Genomic DNA, 23,473 nt, shown 5'->3' with positions numbered 1-23,473 from the left:
ACCAGCCATGAGAGGCCCAATGCCAGAACCCACAACACAATTCACGGTTCCCGCCGTCGCCGACGCCGTCAGCACCGCGTTCCCTGATCGGGAACTGGTCATCCACGGCCAACGCCGCCACACGTATGCCCAAGTCGTGGATCGGTCCAACCGACTCGCGTCATACCTGCATTCCCGCGGACTGGGCTGTCACACCGAACGCTCGGCGCTCACCGGCCACGAGGTGGGCCAGGACCTGATCGGCATCTACGCCTACAACGGAACCGAATTCGTGGAGGCATTGCTTGGAGCCTTCCGGGCGCGGGTCGCGCCGTTCAACGTCAACTTCCGCTACGTCAAAAGCGAACTGCAGTATCTGCTGGCCGACGCCGGCGCGAGCGCGCTGCTCTACCACGCGGCGTTCGCCCCGCGAGTGGCCGAAGTGCTTCCCGATCTCCCGCAGCTGCGTGTCTTGATCCAAATCGCCGACGACTCAGGCAATGACCTCATCTACGGTGCGGTCGACTACGACGCCATCATCCGATCCGGCTCACCGGGGCCGCCTCCTGTGCAGCCCTCCCCGGATGACCTGTACGTGCTATACACCGGGGGCACCACGGGAATGCCCAAAGGTGTGCTGTGGCGTCAGCACGACATCTTCATGACCTCATTCGGCGGACGAGACCTGATCACCGGACAACCGGTGGGCTCGTACGCCGAACTCGTCGCCCGCGCCAGCGCCGGACCCGGAACCAAATTGATGATCCTGCCGCCGCTGATCCACGGCGCCGCCCAGTGGAGCGTGATGACGGCGATGACAACCGGGCAGTCGATTGTCTTCCCCACAGTCGTGGACCACCTGGACGCCGACGAGGTCGTGCGAACCATCGAGCGTGAGCGGGTGGCGGCTGTGACCGTGGTCGGCGACGCGATGGCCCGGCCGCTGGCAGCGGCCATCGAGAAGGGCAACGCGGATCTATCGTCGCTGGCGGTCGTGGCTAACGGCGGTGCCCTGCTGACTCCGCATGTCAAAGAGCGGCTGATACGGGCCCGTCCGGGCCTCGTCGTCGTCGACGGTGTCGGCTCCTCGGAATCCGGTGCACAGATGAGTCACCTGTCAATGACCGGGACGGTATCGACCGGCACGTTCAACCCCGGTCCGGACACCTGCGTTGTCGCCGACGACCTCAGTCGTGTGCTCGAGCCGGGCCACGACGGTGTCGGCTGGCTCGCGCAGCGCGGTTACGTGCCGCTGGGCTACACGGGCGACGCCGCCAAGACGGCCGCCACCTTCCCCGTGATCGACGGCGTCCGCTACGCGATACCCGGTGACCGGGCGCGCCACTTGACCGACGGCTCCATCCAGTTGCTCGGCCGCGACTCGGCGTGCATCAACTCCGGCGGCGAAAAGATTTTCGCCGAGGAGGTTGAAACGGCGATCGCGTCTCATCCGGCAGTGGCTGACGTGGTGGTAGCGGCGCGGCCCAGTGATCGATGGGGCCAAGAAGTCGTCGCGATCGTCGCACTCGCCGAGGGCGCTCAAGCCAGCGAGCGTGAATTAATCGAGCACGCCGCCGGTTCCATCGCCCGCTACAAATTGCCGAAGGCGATCGTGTTCCGCCCGGTGATCGAGCGCAGCCCATCGGGCAAAGCCGATTACCGCTGGGCCCGCGAGCAGGCGGTCAGCGACGGCTAGCCGCTGCAGCTTCGAGCCGGCGCCGCGTTCGACGGTGCGCCCGCCGCAGCATCGCGTCGGCGTAGAGCAGCGTCGAACGGCGGAAAGGCGGTGCGGCCGTTCCGGTCACACTGAACGGGAGGTCGGACCCCACCACTGTGCGGTAATGACTGAACGTGTCGAAACCTGCCTTGCCGTGGTAGGCGCCCATGCCGCTGCGACCCACACCGCCGAACGGAGCTGCAGACGGAATCATCTGCGCCGCAAAATCATTGCGAGCAACTCCACCGCTTTGCGTCCGCCGGAGGAAATGCCGGAAGTTCTCGTTCTCGGGCCCGTACCAGTACGCCACCAGTGGGGCCGGGTGTGCGTTGATGTAGTCGATGGCATCGGTCAAACTCGCATAGCTCATCACCGCGAGCACCGGGCCAAAGATCTCCTCCTCGGCGATCTTCATCCGCTCGTCGATATCGCGAACGATGGTGGGTGCGATCTTGCGCGCCGCACGATTGGGAAGAGCCTCACCATCGGGCGCGACGGCCTCCACCCGGGCACCCTTGGCGCGCGCGTCTTCGATCAATTCCAGCACCCGGTCGAAATTGGCTTCGTTGACACAGGAGCAATAATCGCCGTTGGTGAGGATCGTCGGAAACATCTCGCGCAACGTTTGACGCACGATGTCGACGAATGTCTCGACCCGATTTTCCGGCACGAACACATAATCTGGACACACACAAACCTGCCCGCCGTTGACCATCCGGGCTGAAGCGATCCGGGCCGCGGAGCGCCGAATATCAGCCTCGGGTGCAACCACGACCGGGTTCTTCCCGCCGAGCTCCAAAGTCACCGGAACCAAATTCTGCGACGCCGCGCGTTGCACCAGCGCGCCGATCGACGGTGAGCCAGTGAAAAAGAGGTGATCAAACGGCAGCGATGCGAAGGCGGCCGCAATATCAGGCCCACCGGTCACGACGTCGAGTTCGGCCGAGTCGAAATACTTTGGGACGGTGCTTTTCATCAACTCGGCGGTGTGCGCGGTGATCTCCGACATTTTGATCATCACCCGGTTTCCGGCGGCGAATGCGGCCGATGCCGGTAGCACCACGAGATTCAGCGGAAAGTTCCATGGACCGATGATCCCGACGACACCCAACGGGCAGGGCTGAACCTCGGCTCGCAAACCGAACAACCTGGCCGCGCGCATCAGCTTGGTGGCACGCATCCACCGAGCCACATGCGACCTGGTGTGTTCGATGACCGGGATCATGCCGACAACCTCGGTGAACAATGACGCGGCCTTCGAGCGGGTGCCGAAGTCCGTGGCCATCGCGTCGGCGAACGCGTCGGTGTTGTCCAGAACCAGCGCAAGCAACCGATCGATGCGGTTACGCCGGACGGCGACAGTGGGTGGTCCGTCGTCGATGAAGGATTTTCGTTGATGCTCCAGCATCGCCTCGAGTTCGCCCCGATGATGCTCGGTAATGCCGTCAACCCGGTCATCGACTGCGCTCATGGCTTAGTAGCTTACGGCAACCGCAGCAAGGCCGATATCATTTACTGTAATATTTACAGTACGATCCTGTAGCCGAGGCCGGGAGCAGCTGGGGTGTTCCCGGTGAATGAGTCCGCCTTGTTTTAGAGTCCTGTGGCCCCGTGGATGGGGCTGGAAGGGATGATGAAACACATGGGTGGTCGGAAGCGGCATTCCGCGGAGGACATCGTGCGCAAGCTGCGCCGCGCGGACGAGCTGGCCGCGGCGGGCAAGACCGGTGAGGAGATCGCCGCCGAGCTGGAGGTGTCGGCGGCGACGCTGTACAACTGGCGCCGCACCTATGGCGGGATGGATATCGATGCCGCCAGGCAGCTCAAGGAGTTGCGGGAGCAGAACGCGCGGTTGAAGCGGCTTTTGGCCGAGGCGGAGTTGGAGAAGGATGCGTTGCGGGAGGTTGCGAAGGGAAAATTCTGAGCCCGGCCGCCAAGCGTCGCGCCGTGGACATGCTCAAAGAGGTGTTGAGCATGTCGGAGCGGTTGGCGTGCAAGGCGGTTGGGCTGGCTCGTTCTACCTACCGGCGCACTCCGGTCGCGGCGACCCCGGCCGACCCGGATGCCGATCTGCGGGTCTGGCTGCGCGCGTATGCCACCAAACATCCCTGCCATGGGTTTCGGCGCGCCTGGGCGGCGTTGCGCCACGATGAGGGCCGTGAGGTCAACAAAAAGAAGGTCCACCGGCTGTGGCGTGAGGAAGGACTGCAGCGGCGGGCGTATTCGCCGCGTAAGCGCGCGGGGGTGTCGTCGGCGCCGCAGGTCGTCGCGGACGCACCCAAGGTGGTGTGGGCGATCGATTTTCAGTTCGACTCCACCATCGACGGCAAGGCTGTCAAGATCGCGTCGATGGTCGACGAGCACACTCGCGAATCGCTGCTGAACATCGTGGAGCGCTCGATTACCGGCGAGCGTCTCGTCGATGAACTCGAGCGGGTGTTCGCCTCCGCCGGTGGACCGCCGCTGGTGCTGCGCATGGACAACGGCCCGGAGATGATTTCGCAAGCGTTGCAACAGTTTTGTGACGGCACAGTCGGATTGTCCTACATTCCACCCGGAGCGCCGTGGGACAACGCCTACATCGAATCGTTCAACAGCAGGCTCAGGAAGGAGTGCCTCAACCGCAACCACTGGACCAACCTGCTGGAGGCCCGAGTAGTCATCGGTGACTTCAAGCACGAACATAATCACCGGCATCGTCACTCCGCGCTGGGCTACCTCACCCCGGCCGAGTACGCTGCCCGATGCAGCCACACCCACACCCCTGTGGCCTGCGAAATCAACTGAATCCAGAACAACAAAACCCGACTCTAGAACCGGGTGGACTCAGTATCGGGGACTCGCCACAGCCGTGGAAAGCCAACTTCGCGATATCGCCGTCGTCGATGACAAGCCCGCCGACTACCTGCGGGATCCCTACCCGTACTTCGCGCAGAAACGCCGCGGCCGCGGCGTCTTCCACGGAACGGTCATGGACTACACCAAAACACCCGAGTCGCTGCGGCCCAAGAACTCATTTGCCGCGATGTCGTTCGGCGCGGTGAACAAGACATTTCGCGATGGGCGGGTGTTCAGTTCAACGATGTACGACGCCACTATCGGCGTATTCATGGGGCCGACCATCCTGGCCATGGAGGGCAAAAAGCACCGCGAGCACCGCAATCTGGTGTCGGCCGCGTTCAAGTCCAAGGCGTTGGCGCGCTGGGAACCCAGCATCGTGCGGCCGATCTGCGACGCGCTGATCGATGAGTTCATCGACGACGGCCAAGCCGATCTCGTCCGGCAGTTCACCTTCGAGTTCCCCACCCGCGTTATTGCCACACTGTTGGGCTTGCCTGAAGAAGACCTGCCGATGTTTCGCCGGCGCGCGGCGGAATTGATCGGCTACACGGTCAACTACGAACGTGCCTTGAAGGCGTCGGTTACGCTCAAAGATTACTTCCTGCAGCAGATCGACCAACGCAGAACCACCCCCACCGACGACATCATCGGTGATCTGGTGACCGCGGAGATCGACGGCGAAAAGCTCAGCGATGAAGCCATCTATTCGTTTCTGCGGCTGCTGCTGCCGGCGGGATTGGAAACCACCTATCGGTCATCGGGCAATCTGCTCTACCTGTTGCTCACTCATTCCCATCAGTTCGCCGCGGTACGTGCCGACCACTCGCTGATCCCACAGGCGATCGAAGAGGGACTGCGCCTCGAGACACCGCTGACCACCGTGCAGCGGTTCACCACCGAGGACACCGAGCTCGAAGGGGTCGAGATACCGGCAGGATCGGTGATCGACGTATGCATCGGCTCAGCGAACCGCGACGAGCGGCGATGGCAACGTTCAGAAGAATTCGACATCTTCCGTCCACACCTGCCCCACATTTCGTTTGCCGCAGGCGAACACACGTGTCTTGGTTTGCATTTGGCGAGGATGGAAACGCGCGTTGCATTGCAATCTTTGCTCGGTCGTCTGACCAACTTCACGTTGGTCAGCGGCGACGACCCGCACATCCACGGTCAGCCCTTCCGCTCCCCGACGGCACTTCCAGTGACCTTCGACGCCATCGGGTAGTCGTCGTGGCACGTCAGCACGCCGGTAAGTTCGCAGGCGCCATGCTAGTGACGCTCGCTGAGCTCGATAGCTCCGATCACAAGCTATCAACTGTAATGACTACAGTAAGATCTCACCAAGGATGGGAGCTGATGTGGTCAAGGTGATGGACGGCTACCGGGTCCTCGAAGTCGCGCAGTTCACCTTCGTCCCAGCCGCGGGTGCCATCCTCGCCGACTGGGGAGCAGACGTTATCAAAGTCGAGCATCCCGTGCGCGGCGACACCCAGCGCGGCTTTCTGAATATGGGCGGCGTGGAGCTCAACCCCGACCGGCACCCGTTGATCGAACACCCGAACCGTGGCAAACGCAGCGTCGGAATCGACGTGTCCACACCAGCTGGCCAGGAAGTGCTCTACGAACTCGCCAGAGCCTCCGACGTCTTCTTGACCAATTACCTGCCGGCAGCGAGGCAAAAGAACAAAATCGATGTCGAGCACATTCGCGCGGCAAACCCCAAGATCGTCTATGCCCGCGGCTCGGCTTACGGTGACAAAGGCCCCGAACGCGACGTCGGCGGCTACGACGGAACGGCATTCTGGACCCGCAGCGGAATCGGCCATGCGTTGACACCAGCTGAGCTGGGAGCTCCTCTGGCCCAGGGGATTCCGGCGTTCGGCGACTCGATCGGCGGGATGTTCATTGCTGGTGGCATCTCGGCTGCGCTGCTGCACCGTGAACGAACGGGCGAAGCCCTTGAGCTCGACGTCTCTTTGCTGAGCACAGCGTGGTGGGCGGCTGGCGCGAGCGTCACGCAGGGCATGGACACCGGGGAAATCATGCGTGCCTCGATGCCGGAATCCGGCGGCTCGCCGGTGAATCCGTTTATGGGGAATTACCAGACCTCCGACGGAGGCACGATCAATTTGTGTATCGTCAGCCCGACGGGCTACATCCGCGACACGTTCCAACATCTGGGTGTCCCCGAGGCCGCTGATGATCCCCGCTTCGCGGATGTACTTCCGCTGATGGAAAATGCCCAGGCGGCCGCCCAGATAATCGCAAAGGCTATAGGCAGCAAGCCTTTCGACTACTGGAGGCAGCATTTGAAAACGATGAAGGGTCAGTGGGCGCCGTTCCAGAGTCTCGTCGAGCTCGCCGAGGATGAACAGGCGATTGCTAACGACATGATCGTGGAGGTCGAGGCCGCCGATGGCGGACAGCCGTTTAAAGTCGTCCGCGGGCCGGTGCAGTTCAATCATGAGCCGTTGGAGACGACGCGGGCGCCGCAGGCGTCGGAGCATACCGAAATCGTTCTCGCCGAGCTAGGTATGGACTGGGAACGCATCGCCGATCTCAAGCAATCGGGAGCGATCGCATGAACCGCGCCGGCGACGACGCAGAGCGAAGCGATGAGGAGGAGCGGCGCTGATGAACCGCGCCGGCGACGACGCAGAGCGAAGCGATGAGGAGGAGCGGCGCTGATGAACGACGTCGCAATCATCGGGGTGGGTCTGCACCCGTTTGGCAGGTTCGAGGGCAAGTCGGCGATGGAGATGGCCGCTGATGCGATTCAGCTCGCATTGTCCGATGCAGGGCTGGCGTGGAAGGACATCCAGTTCGCCGTGGGCGGAAGTTGGACGGTCGCCAACCCTGATGCGATCGTCGGCATGGTGGGGCTTACCGGCATTCCGTTTACCGACGTGTTCAATGCCTGCGCCACGGCGGCCAGCGCGACGAAACTTTGCGCGGACACGATCCGCCTGGGCGAGTACGACATCGGGATTGCGGTCGGCATGGATAAGCATCCACGCGGCGCCTTCACCGAAGATCCAGCGCTGGTGGGAATGCCAAGGTGGTATGCCGAAAACGGACAATACCTGACGACCAAGTTCTTCGGAATGAAAGCAAACCGCTATCTGCACAAACACGGCATCTCGGTGCAAACCCTGGCGAAGGTCGCCGCGAAGAACTACCGCAATGGATCGCGTAATCCCAACGCGTACCGGCGCAAGCCGCTCACCGAAGAGCAGATCCTGCGCTCGCCGGTCCTGAATTACCCGCTGACGCAGTACATGTTCTGCGCGCCCGACGAAGGCGCTGCCGCCGCTGTCATGTGCCGCGCTGACATCGCGCGCCGGTTTACAGCCAAACCGGTGCTGGTGCGAGCGGTGGAGATCCGCACTCGCCGCTACGGCGCCTACGAGGTGAACACTACCTATGCTCCCGTCGAAGAGGACGTGTCGCCCACGGTCTACGCCGCGCGTGCCGCATTCGAGAAGGCCGGTGTAGGGCCTGGCGATGTGGACGTCATCCAGCTACAAGACACCGACGCCGGTGCCGAGGTGATCCACATGGCCGAGTGCGGGTTTTGCGCCGACGGTGAGCAGGAGAAGCTGGTGGCGGACGGCGCGACCGAAATCACCGGTGCGATGCCGGTCAACACCGACGGCGGGCTGATTGCCAACGGTGAGCCGATCGGGGCGTCCGGGCTGCGGCAGGTCCATGAGCTGGTGCGTCAGCTGCGCGGCGACGCCGGCAAGCGGCAAGTGCCCGGAACCCCGCGGGTAGGGTTCGCACAGGTGTACGGCGCACCGGGCACCGCCGCCGCGACGATCCTCAGCGCTTAATCTCGCCGAGCGTGTACCTGCGGCGGCGACACGCCGGGGATGGTCGCCACCAGTACACGTTCGGTGATCAGACGGCTTGTTTAGGCCGAAGTTGCGGCAAGTGAGGTAGACGGAATCTACGGCTGAGCTCAGATTCTGTCGGTTTGCGGATTGATAATGTAGCCAGTGAATATCGTGTGTCGATTCACAATATGCTTGAGTTGATCTATTACCATTGAGTGGTGGCGAAGCCAGCGCGGATGCACGTAGCCCGAACACCGAGCAAGTATGTGGACAAGGCGGGCAACGTTCGCCGCTATGAGTCGGTCCTGGTGCGCCGCACCTATCGAGACGGCAAGAAAGTCCGCCACGAGACGCTGGCGAACCTGTCCAAGCTGCCCGCCGACGTGATCGCCGCGGTTGAGGGCACGCTCAAGGGCCAGGTGCTGGTGCCGGCCGGGTCTGAGTTCACGATCACCCGGTCACTGCCGCATGGGGATGTGGCGGCGGTAGCTGCGATGGCCCGCCAGTTGGGGTTTCCGGCGTTGTTGGGGCCGGCGTGCCGGTCGAGGGATCTGGTGTTCGCGCTGATCATCTCCCGGGTGATCCAACCGGCCTCCAAGCTGTCCACGCTGGCCTCGTGGGCCGATTCCACCGTGGGGGTCGATCTGGATGTGGCCACCGCATCCACCGACGAGATCTACGCTGCGATGGACTGGCTGGCCGACCGGCAAGACACGATCGAAAAGAAGCTGGCTGCCAAACACTTAGGGCCACAGGCTAATCCCTCGCGGATGGCGTTGTTTGATCTGACCAGTGCCTGGATGACCGGACGGTGTTGCGAGCTGGCCTCGCGCGGGTATTCGAGGGACGGTAAAAAAGGGCTACCGCAAATCGAATACGGCATCCTCACCGATCCAGCCGGCCGCCCGGTGGCGGTGCGGGTGTTTGCCGGTAACACCGCCGACCCGGTCGCCTTCACCGACATCGTCGAGGTGGTGCGCACCCAATTCGGGCTTGATCGGTTGGTGCTGGTCGGTGATCGCGGCATGATCACCTCCGCGCGTATCGACGCAATCCGTGAACTCAATGACAACCCAGACACCGCAACTGGTTTCGGATGGCTCACCGCGCTGCGCGCCCCCCAGATCGCCGTGCTGGCCGCCGATGACGGGCCGCTGCAGATGAGCTTGTTCGATACCCAGGACCTCGCCGAAATCACCCACCCCGACTATCCCGGCGAACGGCTCATCGCCTGCCGCAACCCCGCCCTGGCCGCCCAACGCGCCCGCAAACGCGCCGCCCTGCTGGCCGCCACCGAGATCGACCTGGGCGCCATCGCCGAACGGGTGGCTGCCGGCCGGCTGACCGGAGCCGGCCGCATCGGGGAAGCCGTCGGCAAAATCATCGATAAATACAAGATGGGCAAGCACTTTGAGCGCACCATCACCGACACCAGCCTCACCTACCACCGCAACCAGGCCGGCATCGACACCGAAACCGCCCTCGATGGCATCTACGTGCTACGCACCAGCGTGCCCGCCACCGACCTCAACGCCCCAGGCGTGGTCGTCGGCTACAAGAACTTGGCCCACGTCGAACGCGACTTCCGCAGCATCAAAACCGACGACCTCGACCTACGACCCATCCGCCACCGGCTCACCGAACGGGTCAAAGCCCACGTGTTGATCTGCATGCTGGCCTGCTATGTGACCTGGCACCTGCGCCAGGCCTGGGCGCCGCTGACCTTCACCGACGAACACCCACCCCTACGCGACAACCCCGTCGCACCGGCCCAACGCTCCCAAGCTGCCCAAACCAAAGCCGCCACCCGCCACGCCCCCGACGGCACCGCGCTGCGCAGCTTCCGCGGCCTGCTCACCCACCTGGCGACCCTGACCCGCAACGACATTCGCTACCACGGCACCAACACCACCGTGCCCACCCTGGCCGAATCCACCCCCGAACAGCGCCGCGCCTTCGAACTCATCAAGACCCCCATCCCCCTCCAAGTGGCGTAGCCAGAACAACCGACCCGACAAATCAACAAAACACCAGCTCAATCAGTAAATCCGACCGACAAACCGCCGCAACTTCGGCTTAGGCTGTGCGTACGCCGGCTTTCCAAGCCCGAGCACGTGCTGGGCGATCATGTTGCGGAACACCTCGAGGGTCCCGCCGTAAATGCCGACCAACGGCGCAAAACGGTAGCAGTATTCCGCGCTGCCGTCGTCGGCCGCACCGTCGGCGCCGAACGGTAGAGCCGCCGCGGCGCCGAGTATGTCCATCAAGTCCGGCGAGATGTCACGCATGGTTTGGGCGATCGCGACACGTCCGAAGATACTGGGTGTGGACAACGCCGCCTCCAGCCGGGCCACGCTGCGGCCCAACCGGTATGCCACCGAGTTGTCGTCGACAAGCCGGCGGCCATCCGGACCTGGCTGCGCCACCCGTGCCGCGGCTTTGTCGACCGCTTCGGCGAGAAACCCGGCCTGGTGCATCATGATCGACGTGTCTTGTAGCCCGTCCCGCGCGGGCGGGACCGCTCCATGCTCGACGTTGAGCGGCTCACGTAGCACCGTCCAGCCACCATTGACTTCGCCCAGCCGGTACTTGTCGGCGACACGGACGTCGGTGTAGTAGACGATGTTGGTGCGGTCCCCGTCGATGGTTCGGATGCCCTGAATGTCTATGCCGGGCGAATTCAACGGCACCAGAAACATGGTCAGGCTCTTGTGTTTCGGTGCGTCGGGGTCGGTATTGGTAATCAGGAAGACGTATTGGCAGTTGTGCGCACCGGTGGTGAACATCTTGGAGCCATTAATGACCCAGCTGGATCCATCCGCCTCCCGCACCGCGCGGGTTTTACAGGTGGCGACGTCGGAGCCGCCTTCGGGTTCGGTGTAGCCCAGGCACATTCGGATATGGCCGCTGAACACGCCGGGCAGCACCTCGTTTTGTAGTTCCTGCGAGCCGAATCTGGCCACCGAGCGGGCCACCATCGCGGTCGTTCCCCAGGTCACCCATGGCACATGAAAGCGGCGCTTCTCCAGCTCCCAGATCCGGCGGCGCACACGGCTGAACCCGCCTTCGGACTCCGGCTTCCACTCGGCTTCCAGATATCCCGCGGCACCCATGGCCAGGTGCACGCCTTCGTCGAAGTTGTCGCCGGTTTCACGGTCGCGGCGCCGGACCTCCTCGGTGACATGGGTGGCCAGGAACTTTCGCGCCTCGTCGAGGAAAGCCTTGTCTTCTCTAGACAGTTCGACTCTCGAGAAGTCCATCGCTAGCTCCTAGACTTGTGCTTCACGTGCTGCAACGATGTGCGCAATCTGCTTTGCGCTCGCTGCCGGATCGCCGCCGGCTAATGGCCAGCCCCGAGCGCGCACCAGATACGCTGTCGCGGCCGCTTCCGCAGAAACCCCGAGACCACCTTGGACGTGGACAGCCATGGTGGCGGCCTTGGCGGCCTCTTCGGACATGAACACGAACGCCGACGCTGCCAGCTCGGCGCGCTCGTCGGGCTCGTTGTCGAGGAACCAGGCGGCGCGATGGGTGAGATTGCGACCACCCTGCACGGTAATCGCTATGTTGGCCAGCGGATGCGAGATAGCCTGCAGCGTCGAGATCGGCACGCCCAGCGTGTAGCGGGTCTTGGCGAACTCCGCGGCGATGGTCATGGTCTCCTCGACCAGACCGACCAAAGCCGCGGCGGTCAGCAGCCGCCACTCGTCAAGCGCGCGCCGGTAATGCTTCGCACCATCCGGCCCGTCGGCCAGGACTGTGCGGGTGTCGGCGGCGGCCGGATCGACCCAGGCCATGGGCAAGCGGCCGATGTTGTCGACCTTGGCCGGTCGGGTGGCGAACGTCAGCCCGATCACCGAGTCGCGGTCGCGGACGACGATCTGGTCGGCGATCGAACCGCTCGGAATCAGCCGGGCACCCGTGCCACTGTCGACCTGGACATCCAGCGCGGCAAGCTGCTTTCCGCTGACAACGTCGGCCTCCACTGCGCCCAGGCAGGCGAGCAGCCGAGCAGCGCAGACATGGTCGATCCACGGGACCGGGGCGAGCGAACGGCCGATCTCCTCGGCCACCAGCGTCAGGTCCACCAGCGTCGCCCCGTCGCCGCCACAGGACTCCGGCACCGCCATCGTCGTTGCGCCCATCGCGCACAACCGCTCCCAGAGGTTCTTGTCGAATCCGGAAGGCTCAGCGGCGCGGACGGTTTCAATCGGGCAGTGAGCCTTGAAGAACTGCCTGTACGCGTTCTGCAGCGCCGTATGATCCTCGGTCAGGCTGTAGTCGAACCTTCGGAGTTCGAAGCGGTCCATGGTCATTGCTCCAATTCCCGGCCGAAGAAGAATCGCCGCGCGTTGTTGTACAGATAGTTTTCGAGCACCTCGGCCGGCAGATCCAGCGCACGCGCCTCGGGAACTACGCGGCGCATCCTCAGCACCGGCCAATCCGACGCGAAAATGACCTTATCCGGGCCACGAGTCCGCATGTAGTGCAGCAGGCTTTCCGGCAACCGCTTGGGTGACCACGCCGATGTCATCAGACGCAAGTTGTCGTATTTGAGCAGCAGGCGGATCGCGACCTCCCACCACGGATCCGCGCCATGAATCATGCACAGCCGAAGTTCCGGAAACCGAACGCACACCCGGTCGAGATGGATGGGATGTTGCACCTCACCGGGAATCGGCGGACCCGGGATTCCGGTGTTGATGCACAGCGGCAGTTCCAGTTCGGCGCACTTTGTGTAGAGCGGGTAGTAGACGGCGTCGCTGGGCGGATACTGTCCGTCACCCCAGAAGCTCGGCCCTACGACGGCGTAGGCGACCGGCAGGTCTTTAACAACCGCACTCAACGCACGCAGTGACGGCACGGGGCGCAGCAAGTTCACACCCCCCATCGCCAGGGCAAACCGATCCGGCTTGGCCTCAACGAATTTGCGTGCAGTACTCGACGGGTTCGCCAGCGAGTCCATCAGGATCGCTTGCTGCACGTTCTGCTCGTCCATTTCGTCGAGCAGCTCGGTCAGATCGACCGGGGCGAACATCGACTCGGGACCCTTGAAGTAGTCGTCTCTGACCTTGAGCAGCCATTTCGGCTGCTTCTCGGCTTCGCCGAAGTGAACGTTGACCAGGCAATCGATAGCTTTGTACGCCATCATGAGCCCTGCAGAACATGTTGCGCCGCTGCCTGTTTAGCCCATCGATAGTTGGGCTTGCCGTTGCCCAGGCGCTCGATTTGCGATACGTAGATGAACTCTTTGGGTACCTTGAAATCCGCCAGCTGCGAACGGCAAAAGTCATACAGCCCGTCCCGGCTGAGGTCGCCATGGCCGGGCTGCACCGCGACCAGGGCCACGACTTCCTCGCCCCAGCGCTCGCTTGGCCGCCCGACTACGAGCGCGTCGGCCACACCTGGGTGTGCGCGCAGCACCTCCTCGACCTCTTCGACGAACACCTTTTCTCCGCCGGTGTTGACGACCTGGGAATCGCGACCGAGCAGTCGGAGGGTGCCGTCATCCCAGATGGTTGCCCGGTCGCCGGGTATTACGACGCGCTGGCCGTCGATCTCCGGGAAAGTCCGCTCGGTGGCTTCCGGATCGTTGTAGTACCCGAGTGGAATCCGGCCCGTTCGAGCAACCCAGCCGATTTCTTGCTCTCCGGGTCGCAGGAACCGGCTGCGGTCAGCGGACACCACGGCTACCCCTTCCCTGAGTTCGAAAGTGTCGCTGACGATTCCATGTCGGCTGTGTCCGAATGCTGCGTTGCCCGATTCCGATGAGCCATATCCGTCGATGACCGTGACGTGTGGCAGGCACTCCATCAGCGCCTGCTTGTACTTGGGGTTGGTGGCCGCTCCGCCGGTGCCGATGGCGTACAGCGCCGACAGGTCGTAGCAACCCCGCCGTAGTTCAGCGACCAATGGGCCGGCATATGCATCGCCGACCATCGTCAGCATGCCCACTTTTTCGCGCGCCGCGATTTCCCATACCGATCGCGGATCGAGCCTGGTTCGGTTGTCGTAGAGAATGACGCTAAGCCCATTGAGGATTGCCGCGAACGCGGTCCACATTCCCGCGGCATGCATCAGGGGTGAGACGGCAAACCAGGGCTGGCCCCCGGTGCGGACCTTCTGCTGAATCTCATCCACGCTCGCGTGATCGCTACCCGCCATCGCTGCCACGTACATGTCGCTTTGGCGCCAGAGCACTCCCTTGGGACGTCCTGTCGTACCGCCGGTGCACATCATGATCAAGTCGTCCGGTGAACCCGTAACCCGCTCGTCATCCCCCGATGCCAGCGCCTCGTCCAACGCAACTGCGCCCGGCAGTGGGGCAACGGTGCTGCCGTCGTCGACCGACACCAGCAGTTCAGCACCAACGGACGGCAGCACTTCAGCGAGCCGCTCGCCCAGCGACCGGTGATACACGATACCCCGCGGACGCACATATTCCACCAGCTCGCGCACTTCGCGAGGCGAATAGTGATAGTTGACGTTGACCGGGACGGCGCGCGCCTTCAGGCACCCGATCAAGATGTCGGGGTAAAGATCGTTGTACATGATCAGCGCAACCCGATCTTGGCCGCATTCCCACCGGTTAAGCGCCGACCGCGGACGATGCACACCAAACCCGTTGTGCCGCAAAAAGCTTGCAATTTGGTTGGTGCGTACCGCCGTTTGGGCGAAGGTGCTCCGGCGCTCGCCGCACGCCGTCATCAGCCGATCTGGAACGACGTCCGCGATGGCATCCAGCACCGCACCGATGGTCCATTCGGGCATGTCGCTATGCCGCCGACGCCACCTTGACACCGAGGAGATCTAATGCGTTGTCCCGCATGATCTTCCGCACCTCTGTCGCGCCGAAACCGGCCAGCTCTTCGGTAAATGCCACCGGATTCTCCAGTCCCTCGCCGTGCGGCCAGTCCGATCCGAAGAGTATCCGCTCGACGCCGATCACCTCGGCGAGCGCCGGAAGGTCGTCCTCGTAGTAGGGTGCGATCCACACATTGTTGCGCAGCTGTTCCACGGGATCCTCGCGGAAATGGTGCGGATAGTTGTTGGCCGCCTTCTTCAGCCGCTTGATCAGCCGGTACACGAAGTACGACCCGTTCTCGATGCTCGCCACTCGCAGTTTCGGATGACGGGTGAACACGCCATGCACGATCATCGAGGCCATCGTGTCATGGATCGCGCGATCATCAAGCAGCACCACATCCAAAGGGTCCTTGGCGCCGAAACCCTCGAAGGTCGACTTGCCGCCCCACATCGCGGCGATCTGCAGATAGCCGCTGTCGCTGAGATGGAAGCCCACTGGCACCCCCGCCTCGGCCAACCGAGCCCACACCGGATCGTGGACCGGATCGCCCAACGACCGCGGTTTGACCACACCCGGTACGGGAGCCGGGCGCACCAACACCAGCTTGGCGCCGCGCGCCAACACGAATTCCACTTCGTCGACCGCTTTTTCGGGATCGGCCAACGAGATGATCGGCGCCGCGATGATCCGGTGGTCGGGCCGATCGAAACCCCAATCCTCGTCGAGCCACAGGTTGAATGCGTGCACCGATGCCATCGTCGCCTCGATGTCGTGTTTGAGCGCTTCCTCGACGCCGCACGCGAACGTCGGCAACATGAACACCGTTTCGATGCCCTGGCTATCCATCACCGCGATACGGGCGTCGCGGTTTTGGTACTCCGGGTGATCCTCCAGCCGTTCGACTTTCATCAGCGAGGCCGGGTCGACACCCTCAGGAACCTCGCCGCGGAACAGCAGGTCAAGACAGCCCGGCACGATGATCGGGTCAAAGGTGGGATTGGGGATGAAGTGGTTGACCCGCTCACCGATGACGGCATAGGTGTGCTTGCCGTCGGTGAGCATCTGAACGCCGCGGCGTTTGAACTTCTTGTCCAGATGGCGGGTGAAAGCATCCAGCGGCTCGTAGTAATGGTTGTCGACGTCAATCGGTTTGTAGTCCAAGCTCGTCATGGTCATCCTTTCGGTACCGCACGCGCTATTGCCCCGCTAATCACTCGGATGAGCCCAGTCCCGGGAAGTTTGGTGCTCGTTTTTCAAAGAAGCTGGTAATGCCCTCGATGACGTCGGGCCGCAACAGCGACGCGTGGAGCAATGCCTGGGCCCGCGCGGTCGCGTCATCGACGTCTCGTGTGGCGTCGCCATAGGCCTGCCGCTTGATGACGGCCATCGAAGCCGGCGAGCAGTGTCGCGCGATGTCCTCGGCGTATTCCAGAGTGCGTGCCATCAACGCTTCCGGCTGGACCACTTCCTTGACCAGACCAAGCTCGGCCGCCTCCTCGGCGAGAAACGTGCGCCCGCTCAACAACAGGTCGAGTGCGACGCCCCAGCCGGTCAGCCGCGGAAGGATCCACGAGACGCCGTACTCCGCAATGAGGCCCCGACGCGCAAACGATGCGGCGAACTTCGCGCCGGCGGCGGCGAACCGCACATCACACATCAGCGCGAGAGTGAACCCGATACCCACACATGAGCCGTTGACGGCCGCGATCACAGGCTTGCGCAAAGTGGTCAGGAAATGGGGTTGCCGTTCGCCGACCAACTCGCTCAGGGTCCGCTCGTCGGTGTCCTCCAGCGACTTGCCAACCGTTTCCATCGAGCCCAGCTGGGCACCCGCGCAAAAGGCCTTGCCGCTACCGGTCACTACGAGTACCCGGACAGCCGGATCCTGGTCGGCGCGCTGAAGGCTCGAATAGAAGGGGCGGGCAATGTCGCCGCCCCACGTGTTGAGCCGCTCGGGCCGGTTCAGGGTCAGCACCGCGACACCGCTGTCGGTCAGCTCATAGCGCACCGCGTCGTCTTGATCGGCGGGGGCGCCGGCCGCAGCAGCGACGTCGTCGGCGGTGCTCATCGCAGCGTCTCCTCAATCCCGGGCCCGCTGACACCAGCGTCTTTGTACCCATACTGTATACCTATCGGTACAGCATTCCGCAACTAGGTCGACTATGGTGCGATCAGCCCCAGGCGACGATAGGCATTCTTGATCTGTTCCCTGGCCGCCGCAGGCAATTCGGCCTGCGGAGGCCGGGAATGGGGATAGGCCCCCACCGGCAAGCCGAGCACCGAGGCCGCGTACTTGAAGGCACCGCCCCAGTGGGTGAAGTAATCGGGCCGCCCGGGATAGCAGGTGAACCACGAACCGAGGTCGATGTCGAATTGGTCCAAACCCGTGTCACGCCCGTAATCCATCGCCTCGACGAGCTTGTCGTTGACGATCAGCTCCCAGTACTCGGTGAGCAACCGCCGCTGCGGCGTCTCGTACAGATACCCGGCGGTACCCAATTGTGCGGGGCAGACGATTCCCGCCCGCAGCCAGCCTGCGCGATAAACGGTCTTGTCGCACTCCCAGATCACCAGCCCGGGCGCCAGCTCGTGCAATTGTCGACTCGCCGCCGGCCGGAACGCGCCCTCCTTGGTCGCGCAGACGGCGGGCACCTCGTGGTAGATCCGTGCGCTTTCGGCCGGCGTCAACACGTAGCCGGACGACGGTGAATTGAACATGCCCAACGCGATATCGGTGCGCTCAGCGATGTACCGGAAGAACCGCAGCACGCCTTCGCCGCCGTGGACTTCCATCATCGGCGTCTGGATGTAGACGATGTCGGCGCCGACCTGCTGGGCATGCAGTGTCAGCTCCAAACAGTCCTTGGCCGACATGGCTGCGGTGCAGGCCTGCACAACCACATCGGGGTTAAAGCTCCGTGCTTCCTCGATCGCCACCTCCAGCAGGCGCTTGCGCTCGGCGAGCGTCAGGGACCAGAACTCGGCGATGCCGCTGGTGCACCACAACATCGGGTGCCCGAGGTCGCCGACGCAGTACCGCACTAGCGCGCGGTAGGCGTCCCAATCGATATCGTCGCCGTCGGTGCCGCGGAACGGCGTGTACAACGAATCGCCAATTCCCCGCAGCGCGTTACGGGCCCATGCACGCGCCTCGCCGGCTGTTGCCATCACGCCTCCCCTCGTCGTCAGGTGAAGTCAGAACCGCCGTCAACGTTGACATTGGCTCCCGTCATGTAGGAGTTGCGCCGCGACGCCAAAAATGCGACCACCGGGCCGATTTCGTCCGGAAGTCCAGCGCGCGGCAAGTGCGCCGGATGCCCGAAATGCCGCGCAATGGCGTCCATCAACTGGTAAGGGTCGTCGCCGTCGACGCCAACCGAGTTGGCCCAACCGACCAGCGACTCCGAGGCGATGCTGCCCGGCGAGACGACGTTGACCAGGATCTCGTCCTTGGCCAGCAGCAACGACAAGTTTTTCGAAACGCTAGTCAGGGCTGCCTTGGCGGCGGTGTAGGCGGGCAACACGACACTTTGCCGCTGGGTCGAGTGCGCCGAGAAGTTGACGATCCGTGCCCAGGCGGCCTTTCGCAACAGCGGCAGTGCCGAGCGGACGCAATGCACCATCCCCATCACGCCGTCGTCGAAAGCCTGCCGCCACTGGTCGTCGGTCAGATCCTCGAAGCTGCCCACCGTGCTCGGCCCGACCGCGTTGACGAGCGCGTTGAGTTCGCCGCCCCACCGTTGGCCGAGTTCGGCGAACACCTTGTCGACTTGCCCGGCGTCACGGACATCGGCAACCAAGCCGAAAGCATCCGCGCTGCCAAGCCGCCGCAGGTCTTCGGCCGCGCGATCAAGATCGGCGCGGGATCGGGCGATCACGGCCACTCGGGCACCGTCGGCGGCGAGACACCGTGCAGTAGCCAGTCCCATGCCACGAGCGCCGCCAACCACCGCCGCGGTCGCGTCTTTGAGCCCTAAGTCCATCACCAATACCCGGTTGCTGCTCGTTCGCCACAGCACCTATCAAAAAGCCTACGATAGGCATTACAGTAGCAGAGAGAAATGACGACACGCCCGCGTCGCGGCAGTTCAGATGGCACCTGCCGGTAGATTCGATTCCACCGGCCCCCAGCTCGGGACTGCGTCAGCAGCATTGATCGTGATGGAGGTGCTCGCAGTGGCTAAGCAAGCGACCGCCGACAAGCGTCAGCGACGCGAACGCGGATCCATCAATCCCGACGACATCATCACGGGCGCGTTCGAGCTCGCCGAGCAGGTGTCGATAGACAACCTGAGCATGCCACTGCTGGGAAAGCATCTGGGCGTCGGCGTCACAAGCATCTACTGGTATTTCCGGAAGAAGGACGACCTGCTCAACGCGATGACCGACCGCGCGTTGCGCAAATACGTGTTCGCAACCCCGTATGTCGAGGCCAGCGACTGGCGCGAGACATTGCGAAACCATGCCCGCTCGATGCGGAAGACGTTCATCGGCAACCCGATATTGTGCGATCTGATTCTGATCCGGTCTGCGCTCAGTCCCAAAGCGGCACGACTCGGGGTTCAAGAGATCGAGAAGGCAATCGCCGGTCTGGTCGAGGCGGGCCTGTCCCCCGAGGAAGCGTTCGATACCTATTCTGCGGTCTCGGTGCACGTACGGGGATCCGTGGTATTGCACCGGTTGCATCAAAAAAACCAGGAGGCTGAGAATGGCGCGGCACGCACGATCGAGGACGCCATGGTCATCGACCCGGAAACAACACCACTACTCGCCCAGATGACGGCGAAGGGCCACCACATCGGCGCCGCGGACGAGACCAATTTCGAATACGGTCTGGAATGCATCCTCGACCATGCAGCGCGGCTAATCGAGGAGGGCTCGAAACGGCCGACGCGCCAGCGGAAGACGGCAAAGTCATCTCCCGTGCGGGCGCGCAAATCGGCGGTTCCGCGAGGGCAAGCCAGGACGTCTCGGTAACCCGCGCTTATGGCTCTGGCACGTGAAAGTGTTCGTCGCGCAGCCGGAACGCCTCCTTGGTGCCGTATCGGGCTCGCGTCTTGACGAAATTGAATTCGCCCGGCGCAAACTGCAGGTTGGTCCCGAAGGCGTGGAACAAGTAGCTGGCAACTTCCTCGCCTTGGTAGGCCTGTGTTTGTTCGACCAAGCGGAACGCCTCCTTGGCGATGACGACGCCGTCGGCCGGCATTTTCGCGGCCTTCTCCGCCCAGTAGCGGGCACGCGCGGTGACGTTGCCGGGATCGCAGGTGTCGGTGAAGATTCCCAGATGCTCGACGGCGCCGGCCTCGATGATGTCACCGGTCAGCAGCAGACGTCGAGCCAAAACCGGTCCCAGCCGGTGAAAGAACATATGCAAGCTGCCAAGCGCAGGCCCGAGAAAGCGTGTGGCGGGCATACCGATCTTGGTATCGCGTGCGATCACGGAAATGTCAGTCATCAGCGCCATCTCGAAACCGCCCCCGAGGGCATAGCCGCTGATCTCCCCGACCGTGACCTTCGGGAATCCCATAAAATTGTGGTAGAAGCCAAACGACTTGCGGTCCACCGTAAGCCGGCGTCGTTGACTTGGGCGGCTTTTCGCTGATGTGGTGCTGTCGGCCCCATACCAGCCGTAGGCGTTGTTCATGTCGGCGCCGGTGCTGAACACTCCGCCCGCTCCGCGCAACAGCACAACCGTGATGTCGTCGTCTTGGGCGACGTGATCGAGGTACCGCGCGATGCCGTCACGCATGGTGGCGTCGTATGAGTTGCGTTGCTTGGGATTGTTCAATGTGATGGTTGCAATCCGCTTGTCGGCATCGATGTCGAAAAGCACACGATTGTCCGAAGTGCCCGATGCGGTCATGTGCCGGACTCCTTCCTGCTCCCGGGTCGCCCGTTGTACTGGGGGCCGAAGTCCAAGCCGGTGTTACCGATCAGCTTGGCCTCGATGGTTTTGTCCGTGCCGAACACAAGCGTGTTGTGGCGCGCCGCGGCGAGGTGATTCTGCGCTACCCGCATCGCTCGCGCGGCATTGCCGTCACAAATAGCGTCAAGCAACCGCTGGTGGTCACGCAGTGCCGCCCGCCGGGTTTTGCGCCCCATTGGTGCCGGGTCACCCTCGCCATTCCAGACGGCAGACTCATGGGCAGACCAGATCAGCTCCAGCGAGCCGATCAGCAAGATCATTGGCTCGTTGCCACAACGCGACACCAGCGTTTCGTGGAACCGCCGGGCATTGGGTACATATTGGGCCACATCGTCGAATTCCTCGACCTGAGCCGCGATTTCAGCCTGAAGATAGGGCACCACTTCGGTCATCCGATCTGCCCGGGCCGCGCACATTCCAGCGCAAATCGGCTCGAGGTGCATCAGGGCCTCGCTGACGTCGGCGGGCGTCGCCGACCGCGTCTGCAGCACCATGCTGATCATGTGGGCGGTGCGCTCGGCGGATGGCAGGTGGACAACCGCTCCCCCAACGTTGCCCCGGCGCACTGAGATCAGCCCATCGGTCTCCAGAATGTGGATCGCCTCGCGCACGGCCGGGGGACTCACACCGAATTCTGCGAACAGGCTTTCCTGCGACGGCAAGACGTCGCCTTCCCTGAGGCGTCCCGACAAGATATCGTCGCGCAGCCGGGCTGCGACGATTTCTGCCACCCGCGGCTGACGAATTCGCTGTCCCGCCATGTCAAGCCGTCTCGGGTCGTCGCCGGCCGAATCGATGTCCGGTCAGCTTGTCAGGTGGCAACGCCAACGTGTTGCTCTCCCCGATGGCCAGCACCTCACCGTCGCGCAGCAGCCGGGCCGTCGATTGGATGCCCCGGTCGATTTCGCTGCGCACGATGTCGAAGTGCAGCTCGGTGAGGATCGGGGTCGGCCGACGAAACGTCAACTGTAGTGAACGGGTCTTGCCCGACAATTCGGCGGCGCAGTTGTGATGTTGGATCACGCAGTCGAAGAAGACACCCAGAAACCCGCCGTGGACCAACCCTGGCGGACCCTCGTACACCAAGGGGAAGGTGACCCGCCCGCCGGCCGTCTCGGCGTCGAGGTAATCGAAAAGGTACTCCGGAAAGCATGGGTTGAAGGCACCGATGTCGGCTGAGTGATCGAGATACACCCGGCGCACGCCGTCGTCGTCCGGACCGATTCGGGGCGCGCTATCCGGCGGCGCCGCTGCCGTCAGCTCGCGCTCCCAGTCGGCGAACTTTGTGAGCATGGCGTCAACGGTGGGATGGGGATGTTCGAGCGCAAGCAGCAGCGAAGCCAGGCGCCGAATCGCCGCGGCAGCGGCAATAGTCTGCGGTAACGGTTGCTCGCCGAAGGCCATGGATCCTCTTTCATAAGGCTGGCTGTTCCCCCGCCAACCTTTCCTTGCTAATTTATACAGCGTAGCAATCGTAGCTGCTACTGTATGGGTAACGGTATAGGCCGGAGGAGGGCGGAATCAACGGTGAGTCAAAACCTCCACTCCGCCGCAACTGACGGCTCAGTGACAGTACGCCGCGACGGTGACATCTTGCGGGTCACACTCGACCGTCCTGCTCAACGTAATTCGTTGAGCCATATCATGGTTGAGTCATTTATCAGCGTGTTGACCGGTGCGGCGACCGACGACTCGCTTCGCGCGGTTCACATCACAGGAGCCGGAAGCGACTTCTGCGCGGGCGCCGACTGGGTAGCCACCAACAGCGACGCGCAGCAGCGTCCCCGCACTGGAGCGCTGCTGCGCCGCATTCCCCACCTGGCACATCGGCTGATCGAATTGGTCTACACCATCCAGTTGCCGGTGGTGTGCAGCGTGCGGGGCTGGGCGGCCGGTCTCGGGTGCAATCTGGCTTTGGCCGCCGACTTCACCATTGCCGCTAACAATGCCACATTCTGGGAACCGTTCGTTGCGCGCGGTTTCAGCCCGGATTCGGGCGCCAGCTGGCTGCTGCCTCGGCTGGTCGGCCTGACCCGGGCCAAGGAAATGCTGTTGCTGGGCGAGAAAGTCAGCGCAACACATGCCGCGGATTGGGGATTGATTTACCGGGCGGTGGACCATTCAGAGCTCGACTCCGCGAGCGAAGATGTGCTGTCACGACTGGCGTCCGGGCCCACAGTAGCGATCGGCCTGACCAAGCAGGCCATTTACTATGGCCAGCATGCGACGTTGAGCCAATCCATGACACAAGAGTTATTCGATCTGGAATTATCTTGCCGCACAGCAGACTTCAAGGAAGGCTTGGCTGCCTTCAGGGAAAAGCGCCCGCCGAGGTTTCGCGGCCGGTGAGCTGTGCCAGCTGACGA

The 23,473-nt window shown here is 63.2% G+C and carries 20 protein-coding genes; 8 read left to right on the top strand and 12 right to left on the bottom strand.

The genetic code is table 11. The annotated features are described in order from the left end of the window. Nucleotides 1–19 precede the first annotated feature (19 nt). Nucleotides 20–1,675 (top strand): acyl-CoA synthetase, encoded by a 1,656-nt coding sequence (locus tag MHEC_RS07920; RefSeq protein WP_048893201.1) that lies wholly within the window; start codon nt 20–22, stop codon nt 1,673–1,675. Here MHEC_RS07920 and MHEC_RS07915 read toward each other — a convergent pair. Beyond that, entirely contained in the window at nt 1,662–3,104 is a 1,443-nt protein-coding gene (locus tag MHEC_RS07915; RefSeq protein WP_048893209.1) for a coniferyl aldehyde dehydrogenase, read from the bottom strand. The genes MHEC_RS07920 and MHEC_RS07915 overlap by 14 nt on opposite strands. A gap of 234 nt (nt 3,105–3,338) precedes the next feature. Between MHEC_RS07915 and MHEC_RS07910 the strand changes: the two genes are divergently transcribed. The 5 genes from MHEC_RS07910 to MHEC_RS07890 all read left to right on the top strand — a co-directional run bounded on the left by MHEC_RS07910 (nt 3,339) and on the right by MHEC_RS07890 (nt 10,370). Beyond that, nucleotides 3,339–4,483 (top strand): IS3 family transposase gene (locus MHEC_RS07910; RefSeq protein ID WP_099868872.1). Its coding sequence is split into 2 segments (ribosomal slippage): nt 3,339–3,606 and nt 3,606–4,483, totalling 1,146 coding nucleotides; the frame shifts between segments, so codons are not numbered across the junction. A 64-nt stretch (nt 4,484–4,547) separates the two neighbouring features. After that, nucleotides 4,548–5,762, top strand: a complete 1,215-nt coding sequence (locus MHEC_RS07905; protein WP_048893827.1) for a cytochrome P450 — start codon at nt 4,548–4,550, stop codon at nt 5,760–5,762. 145 nt (nt 5,763–5,907) lie between these two features. Then, on the top strand, nt 5,908–7,122 hold the full coding sequence (locus MHEC_RS07900; protein WP_048893829.1) for a CaiB/BaiF CoA transferase family protein: 1,215 nt from the start codon (nt 5,908–5,910) through the stop codon (nt 7,120–7,122). 102 nt (nt 7,123–7,224) lie between these two features. Then, nucleotides 7,225–8,370, top strand: a complete 1,146-nt coding sequence (locus MHEC_RS07895; protein WP_048893828.1) for a thiolase family protein — start codon at nt 7,225–7,227, stop codon at nt 8,368–8,370. Between the two features lie 239 nt (nt 8,371–8,609). After that, complete coding sequence (locus tag MHEC_RS07890) at nt 8,610–10,370, top strand: IS1634 family transposase (protein ID WP_071700658.1); 1,761 nt, start codon at nt 8,610–8,612, stop codon at nt 10,368–10,370. Nucleotides 10,371–10,412: 42 nt separating this feature from the next. On the opposite strand, the gene MHEC_RS07885 is transcribed toward MHEC_RS07890, so the two are convergent. The 8 genes from MHEC_RS07885 to MHEC_RS07850 form a co-directional block, all read right to left on the bottom strand. Next, nucleotides 10,413–11,633: an acyl-CoA dehydrogenase family protein gene (locus tag MHEC_RS07885; RefSeq protein WP_048893558.1), complete on the bottom strand. Its 1,221-nt coding sequence runs from the start codon at nt 11,631–11,633 to the stop codon at nt 10,413–10,415. A 9-nt stretch (nt 11,634–11,642) separates the two neighbouring features. After that, a complete protein-coding gene (locus MHEC_RS07880) occupies nt 11,643–12,683 on the bottom strand; it encodes an acyl-CoA dehydrogenase family protein (protein ID WP_048893557.1) in 1,041 nt (346 codons plus the stop codon). A 2-nt stretch (nt 12,684–12,685) separates the two neighbouring features. Continuing rightward, nucleotides 12,686–13,522, bottom strand: a complete 837-nt coding sequence (locus MHEC_RS07875) for an amidohydrolase family protein (RefSeq protein WP_172442097.1) — start codon at nt 13,520–13,522, stop codon at nt 12,686–12,688. Continuing rightward, a complete protein-coding gene (locus MHEC_RS07870; protein WP_048893555.1) occupies nt 13,522–15,144 on the bottom strand; it encodes an acyl-CoA synthetase in 1,623 nt (540 codons plus the stop codon). Before MHEC_RS07870 ends, MHEC_RS07875 begins: the two co-directional genes overlap by 1 nt. Before the next feature lie 4 nt (nt 15,145–15,148). After that, complete coding sequence (locus MHEC_RS07865) at nt 15,149–16,351, bottom strand: amidohydrolase family protein (RefSeq protein WP_048893562.1); 1,203 nt, start codon at nt 16,349–16,351, stop codon at nt 15,149–15,151. A gap of 40 nt (nt 16,352–16,391) precedes the next feature. Continuing rightward, nucleotides 16,392–17,249 (bottom strand): enoyl-CoA hydratase, encoded by an 858-nt coding sequence (locus MHEC_RS07860; RefSeq protein WP_048893554.1) that lies wholly within the window; start codon nt 17,247–17,249, stop codon nt 16,392–16,394. 92 nt (nt 17,250–17,341) lie between these two features. After that, nucleotides 17,342–18,349, bottom strand: a complete 1,008-nt coding sequence (locus MHEC_RS07855; protein WP_048893553.1) for a dihydrodipicolinate synthase family protein — start codon at nt 18,347–18,349, stop codon at nt 17,342–17,344. A 17-nt stretch (nt 18,350–18,366) separates the two neighbouring features. Continuing rightward, nucleotides 18,367–19,164 carry an SDR family NAD(P)-dependent oxidoreductase gene (locus tag MHEC_RS07850; RefSeq protein ID WP_048893561.1) on the bottom strand — a complete coding sequence of 266 codons (798 nt, stop codon included), beginning with the start codon at nt 19,162–19,164 and terminating at the stop codon, nt 18,367–18,369. A gap of 178 nt (nt 19,165–19,342) precedes the next feature. Between MHEC_RS07850 and MHEC_RS07845 the strand changes: the two genes are divergently transcribed. Beyond that, entirely contained in the window at nt 19,343–20,158 is an 816-nt protein-coding gene (locus MHEC_RS07845; protein ID WP_048893560.1) for a TetR/AcrR family transcriptional regulator C-terminal domain-containing protein, read from the top strand. A 7-nt stretch (nt 20,159–20,165) separates the two neighbouring features. On the opposite strand, the gene MHEC_RS07840 is transcribed toward MHEC_RS07845, so the two are convergent. From MHEC_RS07840 to MHEC_RS07830, 3 genes are read right to left on the bottom strand one after another with little or no spacing between them, the layout of a single operon-like run. Further along, complete coding sequence (locus MHEC_RS07840; protein WP_048893552.1) at nt 20,166–21,044, bottom strand: enoyl-CoA hydratase/isomerase family protein; 879 nt, start codon at nt 21,042–21,044, stop codon at nt 20,166–20,168. Next, nucleotides 21,041–21,868 (bottom strand): FadR/GntR family transcriptional regulator, encoded by an 828-nt coding sequence (locus tag MHEC_RS07835; RefSeq protein ID WP_235434990.1) that lies wholly within the window; start codon nt 21,866–21,868, stop codon nt 21,041–21,043. The genes MHEC_RS07840 and MHEC_RS07835 overlap by 4 nt, the downstream gene beginning before the upstream one ends. Nucleotide 21,869: 1 nt before the next feature. Further along, nucleotides 21,870–22,511: a hypothetical protein gene (locus MHEC_RS07830; RefSeq protein ID WP_048893551.1), complete on the bottom strand. Its 642-nt coding sequence runs from the start codon at nt 22,509–22,511 to the stop codon at nt 21,870–21,872. A 123-nt stretch (nt 22,512–22,634) separates the two neighbouring features. On the opposite strand from MHEC_RS07830, the gene MHEC_RS07825 reads away from it, so the two are divergent. After that, on the top strand, nt 22,635–23,456 hold the full coding sequence (locus MHEC_RS07825; protein ID WP_048893550.1) for an enoyl-CoA hydratase/isomerase family protein: 822 nt from the start codon (nt 22,635–22,637) through the stop codon (nt 23,454–23,456). Nucleotides 23,457–23,473: the final 17 nt, after the last annotated feature.

It is taken from the genome of Mycobacterium heckeshornense, assembly GCF_016592155.1.
Lineage (GTDB): Bacteria > Actinomycetota > Actinomycetes > Mycobacteriales > Mycobacteriaceae > Mycobacterium > Mycobacterium heckeshornense.
Note: the sequence above shows the minus strand (reverse complement) of the source record. Positions and strands in the feature narration are given on the sequence as shown.

Coding starts and splice junctions, on each gene's coding strand:
- MHEC_RS07895 (WP_048893828.1), top strand. CDS start 7,225: ATGAACGACGTCGCAATCATCGGGGTGGGTCTGCACCCGTTTGGCAGG.
- MHEC_RS07875 (WP_172442097.1), bottom strand. CDS start 13,522: ATGGCGTACAAAGCTATCGATTGCCTGGTCAACGTTCACTTCGGCGAA.
- MHEC_RS07835 (WP_235434990.1), bottom strand. CDS start 21,868: ATGGCGGGACAGCGAATTCGTCAGCCGCGGGTGGCAGAAATCGTCGCA.
- MHEC_RS07845 (WP_048893560.1), top strand. CDS start 19,343: ATGGAGGTGCTCGCAGTGGCTAAGCAAGCGACCGCCGACAAGCGTCAG.
- MHEC_RS07840 (WP_048893552.1), bottom strand. CDS start 21,044: ATGACCGCATCGGGCACTTCGGACAATCGTGTGCTTTTCGACATCGAT.
- MHEC_RS07830 (WP_048893551.1), bottom strand. CDS start 22,511: ATGGCCTTCGGCGAGCAACCGTTACCGCAGACTATTGCCGCTGCCGCG.
- MHEC_RS07860 (WP_048893554.1), bottom strand. CDS start 17,249: ATGAGCACCGCCGACGACGTCGCTGCTGCGGCCGGCGCCCCCGCCGAT.
- MHEC_RS07900 (WP_048893829.1), top strand. CDS start 5,908: ATGGACGGCTACCGGGTCCTCGAAGTCGCGCAGTTCACCTTCGTCCCA.
- MHEC_RS07850 (WP_048893561.1), bottom strand. CDS start 19,164: ATGGACTTAGGGCTCAAAGACGCGACCGCGGCGGTGGTTGGCGGCGCT.
- MHEC_RS07885 (WP_048893558.1), bottom strand. CDS start 11,633: ATGGACTTCTCGAGAGTCGAACTGTCTAGAGAAGACAAGGCTTTCCTC.
- MHEC_RS07855 (WP_048893553.1), bottom strand. CDS start 18,349: ATGGCAACAGCCGGCGAGGCGCGTGCATGGGCCCGTAACGCGCTGCGG.
- MHEC_RS07865 (WP_048893562.1), bottom strand. CDS start 16,351: ATGACGAGCTTGGACTACAAACCGATTGACGTCGACAACCATTACTAC.
- MHEC_RS07870 (WP_048893555.1), bottom strand. CDS start 15,144: ATGCCCGAATGGACCATCGGTGCGGTGCTGGATGCCATCGCGGACGTC.
- MHEC_RS07920 (WP_048893201.1), top strand. CDS start 20: ATGCCAGAACCCACAACACAATTCACGGTTCCCGCCGTCGCCGACGCC.
- MHEC_RS07915 (WP_048893209.1), bottom strand. CDS start 3,104: ATGCTGGAGCATCAACGAAAATCCTTCATCGACGACGGACCACCCACT.
- MHEC_RS07890 (WP_071700658.1), top strand. CDS start 8,610: ATGCACGTAGCCCGAACACCGAGCAAGTATGTGGACAAGGCGGGCAAC.
- MHEC_RS07880 (WP_048893557.1), bottom strand. CDS start 12,683: ATGGACCGCTTCGAACTCCGAAGGTTCGACTACAGCCTGACCGAGGAT.